Consider the following 20,545-nt stretch of genomic DNA (forward strand, 5'->3'; position numbering starts at 1 on the left):
TGGTTGGCGTTACTGTTGTGCTGCTTCTGGTGCCAGCGTATGGATTACTTTGCCCTGCGCATCCAGGAACTCGATGGCGCCGTAGCCTTCCGGGGTGACGGTCAAGCGCAGCCTGGCCCGGTCCTGCTTGTCGTTGAGCGCGATGGCCGGCGTGCCGTCGGCACCCACCACCATCTGGATCCGTGTGGGTGTCTGCACGCCCGGAATCAGGCGGTTGTCCAGGCGGGGTTCGCGAATCAACGGCGGTGCCTGGTTGATCGAAAAGCGCACCTCGCCATCCGGTGAGACGCGCCAGCCGATGGCATCCATGGCGGGGTGGTCCAAGGCGAGGACGGCCATGCCGCCATCTACGTCCGCGGTACCGAAGCCGCCGCGCTCACTGCCCTTGTCGTCGTACAGCACCATGCCCGCCACATTGAAGGCGCGCTTGTACTGGATGCCGTCGATGATCGGCGCGGGCGTCTGGCCCGAAAGGGTCATGCGGATCACGCCCTGTTCGTCAACGATGTCGATGCGGCGTGCGGTGATGCGGTCGCTGTCCGCTGCTTCCACACGGGTCTGCGGCGACCTGCTGACGATGACCTTCTGCAGCTGCTCGACGGAGGGGCGCTTGGGGCTGGCACGCTCCGCCGCATGTGCATGCAGGGCCGGGGACGATACGGCGAAGGCAATGATGATGCAGTTCAGCGCTTTCATAGGCTCCCTTCCGGCCACGGCAACCACGTGCCCGGCTCCATGATCTGCAAAGGGACATCCCGCTCGCGTGCGGCCTGGCGAACCCTGCCAAGCGGATCATCCACCTCGACATACTTGTCCATTCCGCTGACACCGTAGTGAATCGGCACCAGCACCCTAGCGCCGAGGATAACCGCAGCGGCCACCGCCTGCTCGGGCGCGAGCACGCCCGGCTGGCCACTCGCCGGCTCGCGCCAGCCGAAGCGCGCGCCATTGATCGGGAGAAACGCTGCATCGAACGGGCCAAACTGGCGGCCGATGCGCCACCAGTTGCCATGCCACTGGGTATCGCCGCCGTGGAAGATGCGCCGCCCGCCGGCCGAGACAACCCATGAGACCTGCGTATCCCCGTAACCATCCGATGCAGGCACCGGCGTGGCGGTGAAGTCGCCCAGCAGCTGCGGCTCCCACAGCGCACTGGGGCGGGCACGCGCGCCCTGCGGCCACGGTGAGGGCTGCAAGCCTGCCGGATACGCCAACACCCCGCCGTTCTTGAGCGCGGTCGCTACTGCGGTGCCATCGAAGTGGTCCGAATGGGTGTGGGTGACCAGTACGTGGGTTTCGCCGACCGCATCGGCCACTGGCACCAGCCGGTCAGGTAGTGCCCTGCCCCATGCCTCTGGACTGACCAGCGGATCGATGAACAGCGTGCTGTCGGGCAATTGCAGGCGGACTCCTGCCCATGCCAGTCGCTGGGCGCGCAGTGTTCTGGGCACTGCCGCTGCTGCCAGCGCCCCGAACGGAAGCAGCGTCGCCGCTGCCGCGCCCGCGCATCCCACAAGGAAGCGCCGACGGTGGTTGAGGTCATTCATGCTTCTTGCTCCCGGGCGGCATCGGCCTCGCTGCCCAGTGAGTCGACCAGCAGCGCCCGCTCTCCATCCATGAATGTGGTGGCGACCGATTCCACCTCGTCACCGACGAACATCACGACATCTGTAGCCAGTTCCTGGATTCGCATTACGGACACCCTGTTGGCAGGATGGGCATCGTGGCCAACCCGCCGGGGCGCGACAAACGAGTTGTTTTGCCCTTCGCCTTAGAAAATCTAATGCGATACGATGCGGACGACTCCGCTCTGCCAGGCGCCTGTGAAAACCCGACCCGCCGCCCCGCTCAATGCCCTGCGTACGTTTGAAGCGGCGGCGCGCCACCTGAGCTTCAACGGCGCGGCCAGTGAGTTGTTCGTCACCCCGGCGGCCGTGAGCCACCAGGTAAAGCATCTGGAAGAACACCTTGGCGTGAGCCTGTTCCAGCGTAACCGTCGCTCGGTGACGCTGACGCCGGAAGGCGTCGAACTGGCTGCAACGGTGGGTGAGCTGTTGGGACAGCTGGACCTGGCGTTGGACCGTGCCCGGAACCGGGCGCCGGCCGTACTGCGGGTGACCACCATGGAATCGTTCGCGGCCAAGTGGCTGGTGCCACGGCTGCACCGGTTCCAGCAGGCATTTCCGGACGCACGGGTGCGGATCGACACCAGCGACGAGCACGCGGACTTCCTGCGCGGGGGATTTGATGTGGGCATCCGCTATGGAGCGGGCAAGTACGCTGGCGTCCGTGCAGATTTACTGATGCAGGCACCTGCGTTCCCCGTTTGCTCGCCCGCGCTGCTGGGCGCCAGCCCGCACGGATTAAAACACCCTGACGATCTGCGCCACTACACACTGCTGCACGATGAGGGCGCGACAGGCCGCCCAGGGGCTCCTGCGTGGTCGGATTGGTTGGCGGCAGCAGGTGCCACAAAGGTAAACCCCGCGTCGGGGCCTGTCCTCGCCAGCATCTATCTTGCCCAGGAAGCTGCAGTTTCAGGCCAGGGTGTTGCGTTGGGCCTCGCTCCCCTCGTGTACGACGACCTTCGGCAAGGCCGGTTGGTGAAGCCGCTTGGCGTGGGCCTGGAGAATGCTTATGCATTCTGGCTGATACGCCGTGACGTCTCCCAACAGCGCCCCGAGGTGGAAGCATTCTGCCACTGGCTGCGGCAGGAGCAGCAGCAGCTCTCCGGTGCCCCATGTTGAACCTGCGGCTGGCGCAGCGGTGGGAGCGGCTGGGAAACAAGGATGCAGAGCTGGGCGTGATGTTGCTGTTCGCCCTGTTGGCCGGCCTGTTCGTCTGGGGCGCCTACGCCGTTGCCTATCCGGAACACGGCTGTGTCCGGATGGGCAAGGGCAATAGCGGACCGCTGGAGTGCGACCCGCAGCGGCTGTTCAACTACGGCGTTGTGCTGCTGTCGATCGGGGTTCTCACCACCAGCCCCATTTTTTACATCCTCTGGGGCTGGATGAGAGACATGGCGCGGCCGTTGTCGCTGAAAGAGGACCAGCCCGCCCTGCGTCAGTCAGCGAGAGAGCCGGGCTGACACCCTGCAGGCAGGCACGACGGCTGGCGCCGGGGACATGTACGTGACACTACCCGCGCATACATGGTAAGCGAAGGAGACGCTGGCAAGGCCAGCATCCGGTACGCGAGCCGTGTGCATTACCTCTCCCTTGGACGACAGCAGCCTGATGCGGGCCCCATCTGGACTGGCTGGGTTTCCAGGCGTTGTGAGCTCCAGATTGAAGCCGCTGGAGAGTTGAACGGTTACTGCCTGCTGGGATGGCAGTTGCAGATCCAGTGCAACAGGCGGCAAGGCGTCCTGCTGTACTACGCCTGTGAACTGCACTGATACCGGGGTGGCTGCTGATACGGAAATTGACACGCAGAAAAGCGAGAGGAAACCGGCTACTGCCTTCATCATTCACCTCCAATGTGTGGAATTTCCAGATCCGGGCCCAGCCTACGCAGTGATCATAGGGCTGCCCGGTTCCGGCAACAAGCGGGACAGCCTTCCCTTCAGGACTCGAGAAGAAACCTGCATTCTGCGAGTCCACTCCCTGATCCTGACTTCCGGCATCATGCCAGCGAAGTACCCGCCTACCTACCCGTCATCTTCAACGCAGCTTCGGGCAAGCGCTCGCCGCTGATGCGTATATGGGCCAGTTCGCCATCGATCCGTTGCAGGTCGGCCGGCTCCAGAATCAGGTCCAACGCGCCCAGATTCTCATCAAGGCGGTGCAGCTTTGTCGTGCCGGGAATGGGTGAGATCCACGGCTTCTGTGCCAGCAGCCAAGCCAAGGCAACCTGCGCAGGCGTGGCACCCTTCTCGACGGCCAGTGCCTTGACCACATCCACCAATGCCATGTTGGCCTTGCGGGCTTCTGCAGAGAAGCGCGGCACCACGTTACGGAAATCGCTGGCGTCGAACTGGGTGTGCTCGTCAATCTTGCCGGTGAGGAACCCGGCGCCCAATGGGCTGAAGGGCACGAAGCCGATGCCCAGTTCTTCCAGCAGGGGCAGCAGCTCGTTTTCCGGCTCGCGCCAGAACAGCGAGTACTCACTCTGCACGGCCGTCAGTGGCTGCACCGCATGGGCCCTACGGATGGTCTGCAGCCCTGCTTCGGACAGCCCGAAGTGCCCTACCTTCCCTTCCGCAATCAGGTCCTTCACCGCACCGGCCACGTCCTCAATCGGCACCGCCGGGTCTACCCGGTGCTGGTACAGCAGGTCGATGCGCTCGGTACGCAACCGCTTCAGGCTCGCCTCAACGGCCGCCTTGATATGCGCCGGCTGGCTGTTGGTGCCCGGTCCACGCGCACCGGTTACCGGGTCGATATCGAAACCGAACTTGGTGGCGATCACCACCTGGTCGCGCACCGTCGCCAGTGCCTCGCCCACCAGCTCTTCATTGGCGAACGGGCCATAGGCCTCCGCCGTATCGAAGTGGGTAACGCCCCGCTCCACCGCCGTGCGGATCAGCGCGATCATCTCCTGCCTGTCTGCCGCCGGGCCGTCGCCCGAACTCATGCCCATGCAGCCCAGGCCGAGGGCGGAAACTGCAAGGCCTTGTCCAAGAATGCGGGTTTTCATCGTGGCGTCCTCATCGAACAGTGGGGGGAGTAGCCAACCAGGCGTTGACCGTCTCCATGGTCCTGCGCTCCTGATCGGCTTCCATCGTGAAGGCGTCCAGGATGCGAGCATTGGGTGCATGGCGGGCGAGCACGCGAAGGCTGCTGCCTACGCCATAACCGCCATGGGTAGTGAAGGGCACGACGGTCTTGCCGCTCATCTCGTGCCGTGACAGAAAGGATCGGATCACCGGAGGCGCGGTTTCACCCCAGATCGGGAATCCCAGGTACACGGTGTCGTAGCGGCTCATGTCGTCGATGGACGCGCGCAATGCAGGCTCAACGCCGTCGTCCCTTTCCTGTCTGGCCTTCGCTACCGTTTCCAGATAGTCGGCCGGGTATTCTTCTGCCGCCTGGATCTCGAACAGGTCGCTCGGCAGGCTGCGATGGATCAACCCGGCAATCACACGCGTGTTTCCCGAGCGCGAGAAGTACGCCACCAGCGTCCGGGTCGAGGACGCCAATGCTGCCTGCTGTTCGGGGTCCGCTGCAGTGCATCCCAGCGGCAGCGACGCCAGTGCAGCCACCACCGCGCGGCGGCCGGGGTTTGGGGATGGAGTGGTCATGGGGCCAATCTACGCCCCCAAAAAACATACTTGCAGGGGCATAATCGGATATCGCTTATATCCGGAGCGCATCAATGGCCATCGAGAATTACGACCAGTTGGCGATGTTTGCCCTGGTGGCGCGTGAGCGCAGCTTTACCCGGGCCGCTGCCCAGCTGGGCATGTCCCAGCCGGCGCTCAGCCGGTCCATGCGCCAGCTGGAGGAGCGGCTGGGCGTGCGCCTGCTCGCCCGGACGACTCGAAGCGTTTCGCCGACCGAAGCGGGCGAACAGCTGCTGCAGGTGATCGCCCCGCGCTTCGAGGAGATCGATGCCGAGCTGGCCCAACTCAATGCCTTCCGTGACAAGCCTGCAGGGCGCCTGCGCATCACCGCCGGCGAGCATGCTGCGCTTACGGTCATGCAACCGGTGCTGGGCAAACTGCTGCCCCAGCATCCGGACCTCAATATCGAAGTGATCGTGGACTACGGCCTGACCGACATCGTGGCCGAAGGCTTCGATGCCGGCATCCGCATGGGCGAACAGTTGGCCAAAGACATGATCGCCGTGCGCGTCGGGCCGGACCTTCGGATGGCGGTGGTGGGCTCGCCGGCCTACTTCCAGCGCAACCCGAAGCCAAAGTCGCCGCACGATCTCACCCAGCACAACTGCATCACCATCCGCCTGCCCACCCACGGCGGCATCTACGCCTGGGAGTTCGAGAAAAAGGGCCAGGAGCTCAAGGTCCGGGTGGAAGGCCAGCTGGTGTTCAACAACGTCGCCCTGCGCCTGGGCGCAGCGCTGGAAGGGCTGGGCCTGGCCTACATGCCCGAAGACCTGGTGCGCCCGCACGTGCAGGCCGGCACGCTGGTGCACGTACTGCAGGACTGGTGCCCGTCGTTCCCGGGCTACCACCTGTACTACCCCAGCCGCCGGCAGTCTTCGCCAGCGTTCACGCTGTTGCGTGACGCCCTGCGCTACCCGGGCTGAGGGCAGTTGCTCAGGGCGAAGGTGTCGAGACTTGTTCCAGCGCCTTCGCTGCGCGCGCAGATGCGGCCGGGTCGCCACTATGGGCCAGTAGTTGGACTACGTGTTCCAGCTGTTCGCGGCTCAACCCTACACGCTGGCTGGCGGCCATATGCGAGCGCAACTGCGCTTCCACGCCAGGCATGGCTGCCAACGCGCCCACCGTGGCCAGTTCGCGGCCTTGCCAGTCCAGGTTGTCGCGCTCGAAGATGTCGCCAAACAGGTGCGATTGCAGGAACTGGTTGATGACCGGGGCGAACTCCATCACCGGGCCCGTTACCGGCGCGCCGGAAATGCGGGTCTGGTTGGCTGTGCCCACGGCACGCAGCGCCGCCCCCACCGGAATCTCGCCGCTGGGTGGCTGGCCGGGCGCATCGGCAATACCCTGCCCTTTGCGCGCTTCCATCACCTCCATCAACTCGCCGAGGGCATTGAGGCTTTTCGGAAAGCCGGTGTAGGCATACATCTGCACCAGGATTTCCTTGGCTTCGCTGATGCTGAGCCCTGCATCCAGCCCGCGGTTGAGGGCTGCATTGAGCTGCGGGAGGTTGCTGGTAGCCGCAGCAGCGGCGATCAGCGGAATCGCCTGCTGCCGGGCCGACAAAGCACCCGCAACCGCCACATCGAAGATCGCAGCCGCCTCGCTGTATTGCCCGTCACTTACCTGTTCCATCCACGTGACCGTCTTGCCCTCGGCCACGCCTGTGACCGCAAGATGGGTCATCGCGCTGTGCGGCGCCGCACCGTGCCAGTGCTTCACGCCGGCCGGGCACACCACCACATCACCAGGGTGGATCCGCTGTGCCGGTTTGCCCCATTCCTGCGTGAGCCCAACGCCCGACGTCACCACCAGGCGCTGCCCGGCCGGATGGGTATGCCAGGCCGAATGCGCGCCTGGCTCGAAGCTTACGTAGGCGGAGGAGGCTTGAACCTCTGCGTCGGCGGCAAACAGCGGGTCCACGCGGACCTTGCCGATGAAGTTTTCCGCTGGGCCTGCGAACGAAGCCTGCGTGCCGGCACGGGCAATCTGCTGCGTCGCCGATTCGGCCGCACCGGCGAACGGAGCGGCCACGCTCAGTGCCAGGCCAAGTACCGCGTTGCGGCCAGTGGAAGTGCGTTGATCGGTCATTGGGTCAGTGTCCGGGCATAGAAGGTATTGAGCTTGCCCACTGCGGCATCCACGTAGCGCGGTACCCAGTAGGTTTCGATATGAGTGGCACCATCGAGCAGCACCAGTTCTTTGTCGGTGGTGCCGGTTGCCTTGGCGAAGGCGTCCTGGGTCATGTACAGGCTGTCAGCCTTGCTACCGGCGATCATCAGCAGCGGCTGGTTGATCAGTTCTATCTGGTTGATCGCGTCCCAGCGCATCAGGTCGAGCAGGCTGCCGGTGGTATAGCGGAACGTGGAATTGGGGTGCGCGTGGGTCTTCCAGTAGTACTCGTAGCCTTGCCGGTACAGGTCGAAGGGGAGCTTGGCGATCTGTTCGTCGGTCAGGTTGGCGTTACCGGAGTAAAGTACTTCGCCGCCAGCGGGCTCCTGTGCGCGCGCGTCGGAGGCCTGTTGCAGGCGTTGCTGGAGGGTGGCCAGCTGCGAATCAGCATAGCCGTTGCGTCGCACGCGACCGGAATTGAACATGCTGATCGTTGCCACCGCCTTGAAACGCTTGTCGGACTGGGCGGCCGCCAGCGAGTAGCCACCGCCGCCACAGATGCCCAGCAGGCCCAGGCGTCTGGTGTCCACCCAGGGGAATCGGCTGATGAAATCGGCCATGCCGTGGATGTCTTCGATGCGGTGCGCAGGTTTGTCCACGCTCCGGGGCTGGCCGCCACTTGCCCCCTGATAGGCGGCATCGGCGGTGATGGTGATGTAGCCCTGCTCGGCCAGACGCTGTGCATACAGGCCAGCCACCTGCTCCTTGACCCCGCCATTGGGGTGGGCGATCACGATGGTGGGGTATTTCCTGGCGGCATCGAAGTTGGGCGGCGTGTAGAAATTGGCCGCGATCTCGATTCCATTCAGCGGATAGGTCACCGGGTGGACATTGACCTCGCCGGGCACGTTCTGCGTGATCGCACCTTCGTAGGCCAGTTTGAACGGATTGAGCCGGTAGTCCGCAGCGGACGCGGTGCCTGCTGCCAGGCCGAGGGATATTGCCAGCAGCGAGGCGCGCATCAGGTGCTTCATTCGTGGTGCTCCTTGGTCGTACCGTCCAGATGTTGCTTCTGCAGGAAATCGCTCACCAGGTCGGCGATCTGCACGTTGTTGAGGTCCGAGAACGGGAAATGGCTGTTGCCACGGATGCCGATCTCCGGCAGGTGGACCAGGGTGACATTCCCACCCTGACGGTTGACGGCGTCGCGCCAGGCGCGTGCCATTTCCAGGCGCGCCCGCCAGCTGTCCTGCGCGGGCATGCGCATCGGCTTTTCGGGAATGTTGTCGCCGTACAGCACCAGGATGGGGATGCGTGTCAGCGCCTTGAACTCCTCGGGCGACACCACCACGGGTGCGACGGTATCGAACGCACTGGGAATCGGCGCCGGTGCATCGTCCTTGGCGAAGACGAAGCTGCTGCCGGGCTCGAAGGCAACGATGGCGCGCACGTTCGGGCTCTTGATTGCCGTCATCCAGCCCGGGCCGCCAGCCTGCGAATGGGTGAACAGGATCGCCGGCCCGGTCTTTTCCAGCAGAGCGACCACCCCATCGGAGACTACCCCGATGTCATAGGGGCCGGTGTTGGGCGTGACCGAGCGGAAGAACTGCTCAAGCGCGGCCTCGCCCTTGGGGAACTGGCTGTCACGAAAGTACTCGGGCCACAGGCCAATGCGGAACTGGTTGAACCACATCTGCTCGTCCGCCACGGGCTTCAGTGTGGACTCGACCATGCTTCGGCCAGCTTTTCCGCGCCGCGGCTGATCGATCAGATAGGTGGTGAAGCGGCGACGCAGGAACAGGTTCTGGAAGCCCTCGCGACCGTCGGCCGTGGTTTCCCAGCTTTTGGACGACTGGCCCGCGCCGTGCCACATCACGATGGGCAACGGCCGCGCCTTCACCGGCACCTGGTAGAAGGCGTAGACATGATCGCCGTGGTAGCTCTGGCCATCCGGCTTGGTCGGCGCCAGCGGATCGAACGTGCCCGGCTGCTGCTGTACCGTGCCGCCGGCGATCACGCTGCCCTGTGATTGGATCTGCAGTGGCTCGCTGGCCATGGCGGTCGCGGCAAAGAGCACGGCCACAACACAGGTGAATGCAGTCCTCAGGCCCGCCACCGCAGTGGGGGGAATCGTGCGTGTCTGCATGTTCCACTCCGTGACAAAGGGGTCAGGAGAATCTACGTGCAGGGGATTGATGGAAAAAGCGCAGGAGTGGCATATGACTAATGCATGGGAGGTATATATGACCTTCACAGCGTGCACGTCCCCCCAAATGCAACGATGCAAGGCGCAACCTGCCTCCCCCTCCCCGGTATCCTATGCCCCACCTTCGCCGTCTTTTTGGCCGTTGGCTTCGCCTGCGGCGGCTTGTTCGTTGGCGCTGGCGTGAGCGCCAGGCCTCGGCTCCGGCCATTGAAGCCACCGAGGGTCCGCTGCGGGCCGCGCTCTACAGCGTTGAACAGATGGAGGTCTACGGCCGCGCGCTTGCGCGCCAGCACCGCGTGCGGATGCGGCCCAGCCCCGAGCGCCTGCTGGAACGCCTGCAGGCCAACGAACGTGTCCTGCAGGATGCCAACACCCTGCTCAGCAGCGTGGTGCGCGAACAGCGCCCGGTCACCCCGGCGGGGGAATGGCTGCTCGACAACTATTACCTGGTCGAAGAACAGATCCAGACCGCGAGGCGCCACCTGCCACGCGGCTACAGCCGGCAGTTGCCGTCGCTTGCCACCGGCCCCTCGGCCGGGTTGCCGCGCGTGTATGAACTGTCGATGCAGGCGATCGCACATGGTGATGGCCGGATAGACGGCGATACGCTGGGCCGCTTCATCGCTTCCTACCAGTCGCTCGCGCCGCTGAGCCTGGGCGAATTGTGGGCCGTTCCGATCATGCTGCGTCTGGCCCTGCTGGAGAACCTGCGGCGCATGGCCGCGCGGGTGATGCGCGATGGAGAAGACCGGCGGCTGGCCTCGCAATGGGCGGATGACCTCAATCGCGCGGCCTCCGACACCCCCACCGATGTAGTGCTGGTGGTGGCCGACATGGCGCGCTCCGAGCCGCCGTTGACCGGTGCGTTCATCGCCGAGCTGACCCGTTCCTTGCACGGCCGCGGCGGCGCATGGGCCATGCCCGTCGCCTGGCTGGAACAGTGGGCAGCGGCCTCCGGGCAGCGCATCGAGGAGCTGGTTGCCGCCGAAGGGCAGCAGCAGGCCTCCGACCAGGTGTCAATCAGCAACAGCATCGGCAGCCTGCGATTCCTGTCCACCATGGATTGGCGCACCTTTGTCGAAGACATGAGCGTGGTCGAGCAGCGGCTGCGCGAAGACCCGATGGCCGTGTATCCGCAGATGGACTTCGGTACCCGCGACGCCTACCGCCATGTGGTGGAGAAGATCGCGCGCGGCAGCCGCATCGCCGAAGAACGCGTTGCGACCATCGCGCTGGACCTGGCACGGGCCGCTACCCCGCCCGACGGGCCACGCACGCATGTGGGCTACTGGCTGGTCGGCGAAGGCCTGCATACCACCGTTGACGCGGTGGCCGACGCAGCGCCACGCCACCGCAAGGCGCGGCGACTTGCGCACCGCGTGCCACTTGCGCTGTACCTGCTGCCGATCACCCTGCTGGCGGTGCTGGCCACCTGGGGCCTGCTGGCCACCGGCAGTGGCGAGGTTCCCATCTGGCTGGCTGCCCTGCTCGGGCTGCTGGTGTTCAGCGAGCTGGGCATCGTGCTGGTGAACTGGACCGCGACCGTGCTGGTTGCTCCCAAGCCGTTGCCCAAGCTGGATTTCAGCGAGGGCATTCCTGCGGCCTGCGCCACCGTGGTCGCGGTACCGTCGATGCTGTCCAGCACCGACGGCATCGATGTCCTGGTCGAAGCGCTGGAGGTCCGGTTCCTGGCCAACCGCGATCCCCAGCTGCGCTTCGTGCTGCTGACCGACTTCCTCGACGCCGCAGAAGCGCAGCTGCCGACCGACGACGCCCTGCTTGCGCACGCGGTGCTGCGCATCGAGGGGTTGAACCAGCGTTACGCGTCCGAACGTGGCGATCGCTTCTACCTGCTGCATCGGCCCCGGCAATGGAACCCCAGTGAAGGGGTGTGGATGGGGCACGAGCGCAAGCGCGGCAAGCTGGCCGCACTCAATGCCCTGCTCCGCCATGGCGATGGAAGCGCGTTCATGTGCATCGTCGGTGACGCGGAGGTCCTGCGCGGCGTCCGCTATGTCATCACCCTGGATTCGGATACGCAGCTGCCGCGCGATGCGGCGCGTGCGTTCGTCGCCACCCTGGCCCACCCGCTCAACCGGCCGCGCTTCGATCCAACGCTGCAACGCGTGGTGGAGGGTTACGGCATCCTGCAGCCCAGCGTGGGCACCAGCCTGGGCCGGCGCCGCACCTCGCGGTTTGCCCGGATGTTCGGCAGCGAACCCGGCATCGATCCGTATACGCGCATGGTCTCGGACGTCTACCAGGACCTGTTCGACGAAGGCTCGTTCGTGGGCAAGGGCATCTATGACGTGGACGCCTTCGAGCATGCGCTGGAGGGCCGCCTGCCTGAGAACCGCATCCTCAGCCACGACCTGCTGGAAGGCTGCTATGCCCGTGCAGGCCTGGTCAGCGACGTGCGCCTGTACGAGGACTACCCCGAACGCTATGCCGCCGACGCCAAGCGCCGTGCGCGCTGGATCCGCGGCGACTGGCAGCTGTTGCCCTGGCTGATGCCGTGGACCCCGCGCCCGGGATCAGGCTGGGAACGCAACCGGCTCAGCCTGCTGTCGCGCGGCAAGTTGCTGGACAACCTGCGCCGGAGCCTGGTGCCCCCCGCCGCGCTGGTCCTGCTGGTGGCGGGTTGGCTGTACGCCGAGAATCCGGCCGCATGGACCGTGTGGGTACTGGCCCTGTGGTTCGCGCCGCCGCTGATCGGCATGCTGCGCGATGCCCTGAGCGTGCCGGACGACACGCCGCTGGAAGCGCATTACATCAAGGTCGGGCGCGGCACGCTGCAGTCGTTGCTGCGCGCTGCCACGCAGATTGCCTGCCTGCCCTACGAAGCACTGCTGGCTGGCGGCGCGGTGCTGCGCACGCTGTGGCGCATGGCCATCACTCGTCGCCACCTGCTGCAGTGGAATCCCTCCAGCGAAGTCGAGCGCCGCCTGGGCGGCGACCGTGGCGCGGAATGGCGGGTGATGGCGCCGGGATCGCTGCTGGCGCTTGCGCTGGTGGCGGTAGTGGCCGTCCTGCGTCCGCAGGCGCTGCCGCTGGCCCTGCCCTTCCTGCTGGCGTGGACCTTCGCGCCCGCGTTGATGGCGTGGCTGGGCCGGCCGCCGGCCGAGATCGTCGCCGAACTGTCCGGCACGCAGCGGGCGTTCCTTGGCCGGCTGGCACGGCGCACCTGGTCGTTCTTCCAGGCCTGGGTGCGCGAACAGGATAACTGGCTGCCGCCGGACAACATCCAGGAGCATCCGGCGCTGGTGGTGGCGCGCCGCACCTCGCCGACCAACATCGGCCTGTCCCTGCTGGCCAACCTGTCGGCATGGGACTTCGGTTACCTGCAGCAGGGCGCGGTCGCTGAACGCACGGCGCTGGCGTTTGGCACGCTGGACCAGCTGCCGCGTCATCGCGGCCACTTCCTGAACTGGTACGACACCGAAACCTTGGCGCCGCTGCTGCCGCGTTACGTCTCCACCGTGGACAGTGGCAACCTGGCCGGGCACCTGCTCACCCTACGCCAGGGGCTGCTCGCACTGGTGGACGCGCCGGTACTGGCGCCGCACACGTTCGATGGCCTGGCCGATACCCTCGGCGTGCTGGACGAGGAGCGGCAGCGCCTTCGCCCCGGTGACGCACCGCTGGCCGAAGCGCTCAGCCACCTGCGCCAGCGCCTGGTGGCAACGCGGGCCGACCTGCCGCGCGGTGCTGCCGAAGCACTCGCCCGCCTGCAGGAGCTGGCCGGCCTGGCCGACACCGTGCTGGCGCAGTGGCCGGCACCGGTGTCGCCGCAGGACGGTGACCTGCATTGGCCGGCACTGTTCGCTGCCGAATGCCATGCCGGCTGTGCGGCGCTCGCCGATATCCCGGTCGATGCCAGTGCGGATGCCGATGCGCCCGTGCCCAGCCTGCGCCAGCTGGCCGCCCTGCCCGGTACGGCCGGTGCGGACGCACGCGCACGCATCGAGCAGCTGCAGGACCTGGCGCACCGCGCCGGGCAGTTCTCGCTGATGGAATACGGGTTCCTGTTTTACCGCTCCCGCAAACTGCTCTCCATTGGCTACAACGTAGACGACCACCGCCTCGACAACAGCTTCTACGACCTGCTGGCTTCCGAAGCGCGGCTGTGCGCCTTCGTGGCCATCGCCCAGGGGGAGCTGACGCAGGAGAGCTGGTTCGCCCTTGGCCGCCTGCTTACCGAGGTCAACGGCACGCCGACGCTGCTGTCGTGGAGTGGCTCGATGTTCGAGTACCTCATGCCGCAGCTGGTGATGCCCAGCTACCCGGACACCCTGCTCGACCAGACCGCGCGGCATGCGGTGGAAGCGCAGATCGTCTACGGCCGCAGCCTGAACCTGCCATGGGGCGTGTCCGAGTCCGGCTACAACGCCGTGGATGCGCGCCTGAACTACCAGTACCGCGCGTTCGGCGTTCCGGGGTTGGGGCTGAAGCGTGGCCTGGGCCAGGATCGGGTCATCGCGCCCTACGCGAGCATGATGGCGCTGATGGTGGCGCCGGAAGCGGCCTGCCAGAACCTGCAGGCGCTGGAAGGATTGGGCTTCGCCGGGCGCTTTGGCATGTACGAAGCGATCGACTACACCCCGGCCCGGGTGCCGCCGGGGCACGACCACGTGCTGCTGCGGTCGTTCATGGCCCACCACCAGGGCATGGGCCTGCTGTCGCTGGATTACCTGTTGCGCGACCAGCCGATGCAGCGCCGCTTCGTGGCCGATGTTGAATTCCAGGCCACGCTGCTGTTGCTGCAGGAGCGCATTCCGCGCGTCGGCGTGTTCCATCCGCATGAAGTCGAATCGCTGGGTGAGCACGCCGCTACGGGACAGGACGAAACGTCGCTGCGCGTGCTGCGCAAGCCCGGGGGCCCGCGTCCGGAAGTGCAATTGCTCTCCAACGGCCGCTACCACGGCATGCTCACCCACGCCGGCGGCGGTTACAGCCGCCACGGCGACCTGTCGCTCACGCGCTGGCGCGAGGACGGCACCACCGATGCCTGGGGCACGTTCTGCTACCTGCGCGACGCGGACAGCGGTCAGTTCTGGTCGGCCGCCTACCAGCCCACCTGCGTGCCGATGGACAACTACGAGGCCATCTTCACCGACGCCAAGGCCGAATTCCGTGGCGCACTGCATGGCTGCGAGAGCCACCTGCAGGTGGCCATCTCCGCCGAGGACGACATCGAACTCAGGCGCCTGCGCCTGACCAACCGCAGCCGTCGCACGCGCACCGTGGAAATCACCACCTATGCCGAAGTGGTACTGGCACCGGCGGCATCTGACGATGCGCACCCGGCCTTCAGCAACCTGTTCGTGCAGAGCGAGATCGTGGCCGCCAAGCAGGCCGTGCTGTGCACCCGGCGGCCGCGCTCGCACGACGAAGTGCCACCGTGGATGTTCCATCTGGTCGCCGTGCATGACGCCGACGTGGCGTCGATCTCCTACGAAACCGACCGGGCGCGCTTCCTCGGGCGCGGCAACACGCCGCGCACGCCGCAGGCATTGACCACCGACACCGACCTCTCCGGTTCGGACGGCTCGGTGCTCGACCCGATCGTGGCCATCCGTGTGCGCGTGGTGCTGGAGCCTGAGCAGACCGTGCAGCTGGACATGGTCTATGGCATCGGTGCCGACCGTCCCGGTTGCGAGGCCTTGCTGGACAAATACCGTGACCGCCGCCTGGCCGACCGCGTCTTCGACCTGGCCTGGACACACAGCCAGGTGGTACGCCGGCAGATCAATGCCACCCAGGCCGAGGCGCAGCTCTATGAGCGCCTGGCCAGCCACGTGCTGTATGCCAATCCACTGCTGCGCGCGGGCGCAAGCGTGCTCCAGCAGAACCAGCGCGGACAATCCGGGCTGTGGGGCCATGCCATCTCGGGCGACCTGCCCATCGTGCTGCTCAAGGTTACCGACGCAGAGAACGTGGAGCTGGTCCGGCAGTTGGTGCAGGCGCATGCCTATTGGCGCCAGAAGGGCCTCAACACCGACCTGGTGATCTGGAACGACAGCAAGGCCGGCTACCGGCAGGAGCTGCAGGACCAGATCCTGGGCATGGTGGCCGCCAGTTCGGAGACGGGCTTGCTCGACCGCCCCGGCGGCATTTTCGTGCGGCCGGTGCAGAACATGACCCACGAGGACCGCATCCTGTTGCAGGCCGTAGCGCGTGCGGTGATCAGTGACGAGGATGGCACCCTGGTGGCACAGGTGGGGCGCCAAGCCACTCCCGCGAAACGGATTCCGGCGTTGGTGCCGCAGGCGGTTCAGGAGGAACTGGCACTCTCGATGGAGCAGACCACAGGGTTGCCCATCATCGCCGATCCGGGCCCGGAGCCTGGCCTGCCCCCGCCCCCGGCGCACGACGAAGACATGGACGACCCGTGGCCGTTCCTGCCCTACCGTGGCGCCGGCCAGTTCGACAACGGCACCGGCAGCTTCAGCGAGGACGGTCGCGAATACGTGGTGGTGCTGCGCGAAGGCGCGCCGACCCCGGCACCGTGGGCCAACGTGATCGCCAATGCCCGCCTGGGCACGGTGGTCAGCGAGAGCGCGCCGGGCTACACCTGGTTCGAGAACGCGCACGAATTCCGTTTGACGCCTTGGCTCAATGACCCGGTGTCCGACACCGGCGGCGAAGCCTTCTACGTGCGCGACGAGGATACCGGCCGCGTGTGGTCGCCGATGCCGCTGCCGCGCCGGGGTACCGGGGCGTACCGTACGCGTCACGGATTCGGCTACACGGTGTACGAACACTTCGAAGACGGCATCGTCAGCGAGCTGTGGGTGTTCGTCGACGTCGCCGCGCCGCTGAAGTACTCGGTGCTGCGGCTGCACAACCTGTCGGGCAGGCCGAGGCGGCTGTCGGCCATCGGTTATGTGGAATGGGTGATGGGTGACCTGCGCGCGAAGTCGCGCATGCACGTGGTCACCGAACGCGACCCGCAGACCGGCGCGCTGCTGGCGCGCAACACCTACAGCACCGATTTCGGCGGGCGCATGGCCTTCTTCGATACCGATGCCGAGGGCTGCGGCTGGACCTGCGACCGCCTGGAGTTCATCGGCCGCAACGGCGGCCTGCATGCACCGGCGGCGCTGCGCCGCGAGCGCCTGGGTGGGCGTTCCGGCGCCGGCCTGGATCCCTGCGCGGCGCTGCAGGTGCCGCTGGAACTGGCGCCGGGCGAGCGCAGTGAAACCACGTTCCGCCTGGGCGCCGGCCGCGACCGCGACGAAACGCTCGCGCTGGTTCGTGGCCGCCAGGGCGCCCACGAGGCCAACGATGCGCTGGACGCCGTACGCATCCACTGGCGCCACGTGCTGGCCAGCGTGCAGGTGCGCACCCCGGACCCGGCGCTGGACGCGCTGGCCAATGGCTGGCTGGTCTACCAGACGCTTGGCAGCCGCTACCTGGCGCGCAGTGGCTACTACCAGTCCGGCGGCGCGTTTGGTTTCCGTGACCAGCTGCAGGATGTGCTCGCACTCATCCACGCCCGGCCGGATCTGGCCCGCGAACACCTGTTGCTGTGCGCTGCCCACCAGTTCGCCGAAGGCGATGTGATGCACTGGTGGCACCCGCCGCAGGGGCGTGGCGTGCGCACCCGGTGCTCGGACGACTATCTCTGGCTACCCCAGGGCGCATGCCGCTACCTGGAGGTCACTGGCGACGCCACCGTGCTGGACGAAATGGTCGGCTTCATCGAAGGCCGCGCAGTGACGCTGGAAGAGGAAAGCTACTACGACATGCCGACCCCTTCGGCACTGCGTGGGACGATGTATGCGCATTGCGTGCTCGCGCTCGAGCGCGGTTGCCGGATGCTCGGCGAACGCGGTATTCCCTTGATGGGCAGCGGCGACTGGAACGACGGCATGAACCGTGTCGGCGACCAGCAGCGCGGCGAGAGCGTGTGGCTGGGCTTCTTCCTGCATGACACGCTGCGCCGCTTCATCGCGCTGGCCAGTGCGCGTGGCGATGAACATCGTGCGCACTGGTGCCAGGAGCAGGCCGACACCCTGCGCCAGAACCTCGAACAGCATGCCTGGGACGGGGAATGGTATCGCCGTGCGTGGTTCGACAACGGCACGCCATTGGGATCGAAACAGAGCGAGGAATGCCGCATCGATTCAATCTCCCAGAGCTGGTCGGTGCTGTCCGGCGTCGCCGCGCCCGAGCGTGCCCAGCAGGCGCTGGATTCGCTGTACACGCATCTGGTGCGAAAGGACGCCCAGCTGATCCAGCTGCTGGACCCGCCCTTCGACAAGACGTCGGAAGACCCGGGATACATTCGGGGTTACGTACCCGGCGTGCGCGAGAACGGCGGCCAGTACACCCACGCAGCCGTGTGGGCAGCGATGGCCTTTGCACACCAGGGCGATGCGGCCCGAGCCTGGGAGTTGGCTGGCATGATCAACCCCCTGAACCACGCGCTCGACCCGGAGGCGGTCCAGACCTACCGCGTTGAACCCTATGTGTTGGCCGCCGATGTGTACGCGGTATCGCCGCACGTGGGCCGAGGCGGATGGACCTGGTACACCGGTTCGGCCGGTTGGATGTATCGCCTGCTGGTCGAATCCCTGCTCGGCATCCGCCGCCAGGGCGACCGGCTGTCGCTTGCACCGTGCCTTCCTGACCACTGGCCGTCGTTCGAACTGAGCTACCGGTTCGGCCGCAGCCGCTACGAGTTCGTGGTGACCCGAACTGCGCGGGGGCAGCCCACCCTGCATGTGGATGACGTGCTGCAGCCGGACCTGACCGTCCAGCTCCGCGACGATGGTCACCACTACCGTGTGGCGCTTGATCTGGAGGCGCCGCCGGGATGAGCCTGCGACCCGAGACTCAGGAACGGCTGGATGCGCTGGATGAGATGCTGGCGCAATGGTTGGCGCACACGCGCCATCCGGCGCAGTTCTGGCCGCAGTTTGAACAGCTTGCAGCGGAGATTCTCGACCAATGTGCGGACACGGAAAGGAGCGAGATGTGCGCGCGCATCAAAGCCATGCTCAAGGGCCACGCGCTGGAGCTTCCGCCGTGGCATGAACGGGGCGACAGCCCGCCGACCGAACAGTGACGCGCAGCGGGCTGTGTAGAACACTTCACAGCCCTGCGCGCGGAGCTCACGGGAAGGGGCATAGGTTCGGTGCTTCACTCAGCACCCACCCGGAGAACCCTAATGGCGATCAAGACCGCAGAAGACCTGTTCATCCACGAGCTGTCGGACATCTACAGCGCCGAAAAGCAGCTCACCAAGGCATTGCCTCGCCTGGCCCGTGCCGCGACGAATCCGGACCTGGCGGCCGCGTTCGAAACCCACCTGGAGGAAACCCAGGGCCAGATCGAGCGCATCGACAAGGTGGTGGAACTGCTCGGCATCCGGCTCAAGCGCATCAAGTGCGCTGCCATGGAAGGGCTGGTGGAGGAAGGCAAGGAGGCCATCGACAGCATCGAGGAAGGCCCCGTGCGCGATGCCGCCCTGATCGGCGGCGCCCAGAAGGTTGAGCACTACGAAATCGCGTCCTATGGCACGATCGCCGCGCTCGCCAAGCAGCTTGGGTACAAGGACGCGCTGCCGCTGCTGCTGGAAACCCTTGCGGAAGAAAAGGCAACCGACGAGAAGCTGACGATGATCGCCAAGTCCGGGGGCAACGCCAAGGCCGCGCAGGCGGCCTGAACCGGTAGCGCGTCAGCAGGGAGCGGCCTGACTGGCCGCTCCGCAATGCCGTTCACTTCATTGACTGCGGGCGCGGCGCAATACCCACATTCCCGCTGGCCACAGCAGCAGGTGTGCAGCGGCGGAGATGGCAACTGCCAGAAGCCCGAACAGAGTGGGCAGAATGGAGCCGAAGACGAAGGTCATACCCAGCACGAAGCCGAACAGGTACTCGGCCCGATAAGTGGGAAGCACCAGTCCAGAGAGCAGCACGCCCAGGAACACCGCTCCCGCGGCATACTCGCTGCCGGCGACGAAGGCCACGGACAATGCGGAACCTGCAGCCAGCGCGCCAAGAAAGCCCGCCAGCGCCTTGCGTGCCGCCGAGGGTGCCACCGACGCCCTGCGCGCGACGACGCTGCCAGCGAGCCAGCCCAGCACAGGCAGCACCAGCAGGCCCCATGCATTGGAAATCGTCGGCAGGTCAGCTCGGTTAAGTAGATGGTGGCTGCGGATGCCGTCGTGAGTGTATTCCCAGCCAAGGTGCGCGGCGGCCGCGATGACAGCCAGGCCGAGAGCGGCGCTGGGGAGCAAGCGGTATGTATGGTTTGCCAATGTTCTTCCTTGCCCTTGGATGCTTGGCGACAACGACTGCCTGACTCAGTTGTCAGGGGTCACACTCAGCTCTGCCCTGCTCTGGCGCAGCTTCTGGACACGAAGTTGATGCGCCTTGTCTGTCCTGAACTTGAAGAAGAAGTAAGTAGCAACCAAGGCGATGATGAGCGGTGGCGTGATGTTGCGACCGAGGGCGTATCCCATCTGGAATGAATCGAGGGTGGAGTTCCACGACAGGTAGATGTTCCAGATTGCAAAGGCTGCAAACAGTGCAAGGTAGAGACCTGCGCCGTTGAACACCAATCGGCGCGCCATGATGTTGATGACCTTGCCAATACCCAGGCATACGAAAAGGACGATAGCGAAACCGATCAATTCCATTGACTTCCCCTTCGCGGTCAAGTTTCTGAAACAGGACGAGCCGCGACGCGGCTTCGACTCTCATGAACTACCAAGGAAACACGCTGCGGCAGGATCCCCCCGGCCGATGCCCGATCTTAGAGCAGGCGCGGCCGGCCAACAAGCGAGCGCAGATCGCCCGCTCCAAGCGACATTCTCAAGCCGATACTCAGGCGAACTCAACGTAACAACCCCCGGTCCCAATAGGGCTCAGGCCTAATACGCTCCACCAGCCAGTCGATGAAGACCCGCACCTGGGGCGCCAGTTCGCGTGCGC

At 65.9% G+C, this 20,545-nt stretch carries 16 protein-coding genes; 6 read left to right on the forward strand and 10 right to left on the reverse strand.

Annotated features, from left to right (window positions below):
* Positions 1-9 precede the first annotated feature (9 nt).
* Genes V9K91_RS08545 through V9K91_RS08555 form a run of 3 tightly spaced genes read right to left on the reverse strand, consistent with a single transcriptional unit; the run spans position 10 to position 1,693 of the window.
* Positions 10-696, reverse strand: coding sequence for a hypothetical protein (locus tag V9K91_RS08545; protein WP_336443034.1), 687 nt, complete (start codon positions 694-696; stop codon positions 10-12).
* Positions 693-1,547 (reverse strand): MBL fold metallo-hydrolase, encoded by an 855-nt coding sequence (locus tag V9K91_RS08550; RefSeq protein ID WP_095364096.1) that lies wholly within the window; start codon positions 1,545-1,547, stop codon positions 693-695. Before V9K91_RS08550 ends, V9K91_RS08545 begins: the two co-directional genes overlap by 4 nt.
* Complete coding sequence (locus tag V9K91_RS08555; protein ID WP_176472675.1) at positions 1,544-1,693, reverse strand: hypothetical protein; 150 nt, start codon at positions 1,691-1,693, stop codon at positions 1,544-1,546. The genes V9K91_RS08550 and V9K91_RS08555 overlap by 4 nt, the downstream gene beginning before the upstream one ends.
* 130 nt (positions 1,694-1,823) lie before the next feature.
* Here V9K91_RS08555 and gcvA point away from each other — a divergent pair, with 130 nt between their 5' ends.
* Entirely contained in the window at positions 1,824-2,747 is a 924-nt protein-coding gene (gene gcvA / locus V9K91_RS08560) for a transcriptional regulator GcvA (protein ID WP_336443035.1), read from the forward strand.
* Positions 2,744-3,088, forward strand: a complete 345-nt coding sequence (locus V9K91_RS08565; protein WP_336443036.1) for a hypothetical protein — start codon at positions 2,744-2,746, stop codon at positions 3,086-3,088. The genes gcvA and V9K91_RS08565 overlap by 4 nt, the downstream gene beginning before the upstream one ends.
* Positions 3,089-3,645: 557 nt before the next feature.
* On the opposite strand, the gene V9K91_RS08570 is transcribed toward V9K91_RS08565, so the two are convergent.
* Together V9K91_RS08570 and V9K91_RS08575 are read right to left on the reverse strand one after the other, a co-directional pair.
* Positions 3,646-4,638 (reverse strand): aldo/keto reductase, encoded by a 993-nt coding sequence (locus V9K91_RS08570; protein ID WP_336443037.1) that lies wholly within the window; start codon positions 4,636-4,638, stop codon positions 3,646-3,648.
* 10 nt (positions 4,639-4,648) lie between these two features.
* The gene (locus V9K91_RS08575; protein ID WP_249832524.1) at positions 4,649-5,242 is read right to left on the reverse strand and encodes a flavodoxin; all 594 of its coding nucleotides are present in this window, start codon (positions 5,240-5,242) and stop codon (positions 4,649-4,651) included.
* Between the two features lie 74 nt (positions 5,243-5,316).
* On the opposite strand from V9K91_RS08575, the gene V9K91_RS08580 reads away from it, so the two are divergent.
* Complete coding sequence (locus V9K91_RS08580) at positions 5,317-6,210, forward strand: LysR family transcriptional regulator (protein ID WP_093536493.1); 894 nt, start codon at positions 5,317-5,319, stop codon at positions 6,208-6,210.
* A 10-nt stretch (positions 6,211-6,220) separates the two neighbouring features.
* Here the strand turns inward: V9K91_RS08580 and V9K91_RS08585 are convergent, their stop codons facing one another.
* Genes V9K91_RS08585 through V9K91_RS08595 form a run of 3 tightly spaced genes read right to left on the reverse strand, consistent with a single transcriptional unit; the run spans position 6,221 to position 9,542 of the window.
* Complete coding sequence (locus V9K91_RS08585) at positions 6,221-7,375, reverse strand: carboxymuconolactone decarboxylase family protein (protein WP_336443038.1); 1,155 nt, start codon at positions 7,373-7,375, stop codon at positions 6,221-6,223.
* Positions 7,372-8,430 (reverse strand): alpha/beta hydrolase, encoded by a 1,059-nt coding sequence (locus V9K91_RS08590; RefSeq protein ID WP_336443039.1) that lies wholly within the window; start codon positions 8,428-8,430, stop codon positions 7,372-7,374. Before V9K91_RS08590 ends, V9K91_RS08585 begins: the two co-directional genes overlap by 4 nt.
* Positions 8,427-9,542: an alpha/beta fold hydrolase gene (locus V9K91_RS08595; protein ID WP_336443040.1), complete on the reverse strand. Its 1,116-nt coding sequence runs from the start codon at positions 9,540-9,542 to the stop codon at positions 8,427-8,429. Before V9K91_RS08595 ends, V9K91_RS08590 begins: the two co-directional genes overlap by 4 nt.
* A 173-nt stretch (positions 9,543-9,715) precedes the next feature.
* Between V9K91_RS08595 and V9K91_RS08600 the strand changes: the two genes are divergently transcribed.
* The 3 genes from V9K91_RS08600 to V9K91_RS08610 all read left to right on the forward strand — a co-directional run bounded on the left by V9K91_RS08600 (position 9,716) and on the right by V9K91_RS08610 (position 19,275).
* A complete protein-coding gene (locus V9K91_RS08600) occupies positions 9,716-18,427 on the forward strand; it encodes a glucoamylase family protein (RefSeq protein ID WP_336443041.1) in 8,712 nt (2,903 codons plus the stop codon).
* A complete protein-coding gene (locus V9K91_RS08605; protein ID WP_095364087.1) occupies positions 18,424-18,675 on the forward strand; it encodes a hypothetical protein in 252 nt (83 codons plus the stop codon). The genes V9K91_RS08600 and V9K91_RS08605 overlap by 4 nt, the downstream gene beginning before the upstream one ends.
* Before the next feature lie 102 nt (positions 18,676-18,777).
* The gene (locus V9K91_RS08610) at positions 18,778-19,275 is read left to right on the forward strand and encodes a ferritin-like domain-containing protein (protein WP_095364086.1); all 498 of its coding nucleotides are present in this window, start codon (positions 18,778-18,780) and stop codon (positions 19,273-19,275) included.
* A 57-nt stretch (positions 19,276-19,332) separates the two neighbouring features.
* On the opposite strand, the gene V9K91_RS08615 is transcribed toward V9K91_RS08610, so the two are convergent.
* Together V9K91_RS08615 and V9K91_RS08620 are read right to left on the reverse strand one after the other, a co-directional pair.
* A complete protein-coding gene (locus V9K91_RS08615) occupies positions 19,333-19,869 on the reverse strand; it encodes a hypothetical protein (protein WP_176472673.1) in 537 nt (178 codons plus the stop codon).
* Positions 19,870-19,914: 45 nt separating this feature from the next.
* On the reverse strand, positions 19,915-20,250 hold the full coding sequence (locus V9K91_RS08620; protein ID WP_095364085.1) for a hypothetical protein: 336 nt from the start codon (positions 20,248-20,250) through the stop codon (positions 19,915-19,917).
* Between the last annotated feature and the right edge of the window lie 295 nt (positions 20,251-20,545).

The sequence above is a fragment of the Stenotrophomonas sp. CCNWLW57 genome (assembly GCF_037203925.1).
Lineage (GTDB): Bacteria > Pseudomonadota > Gammaproteobacteria > Xanthomonadales > Xanthomonadaceae > Stenotrophomonas > Stenotrophomonas rhizophila_A.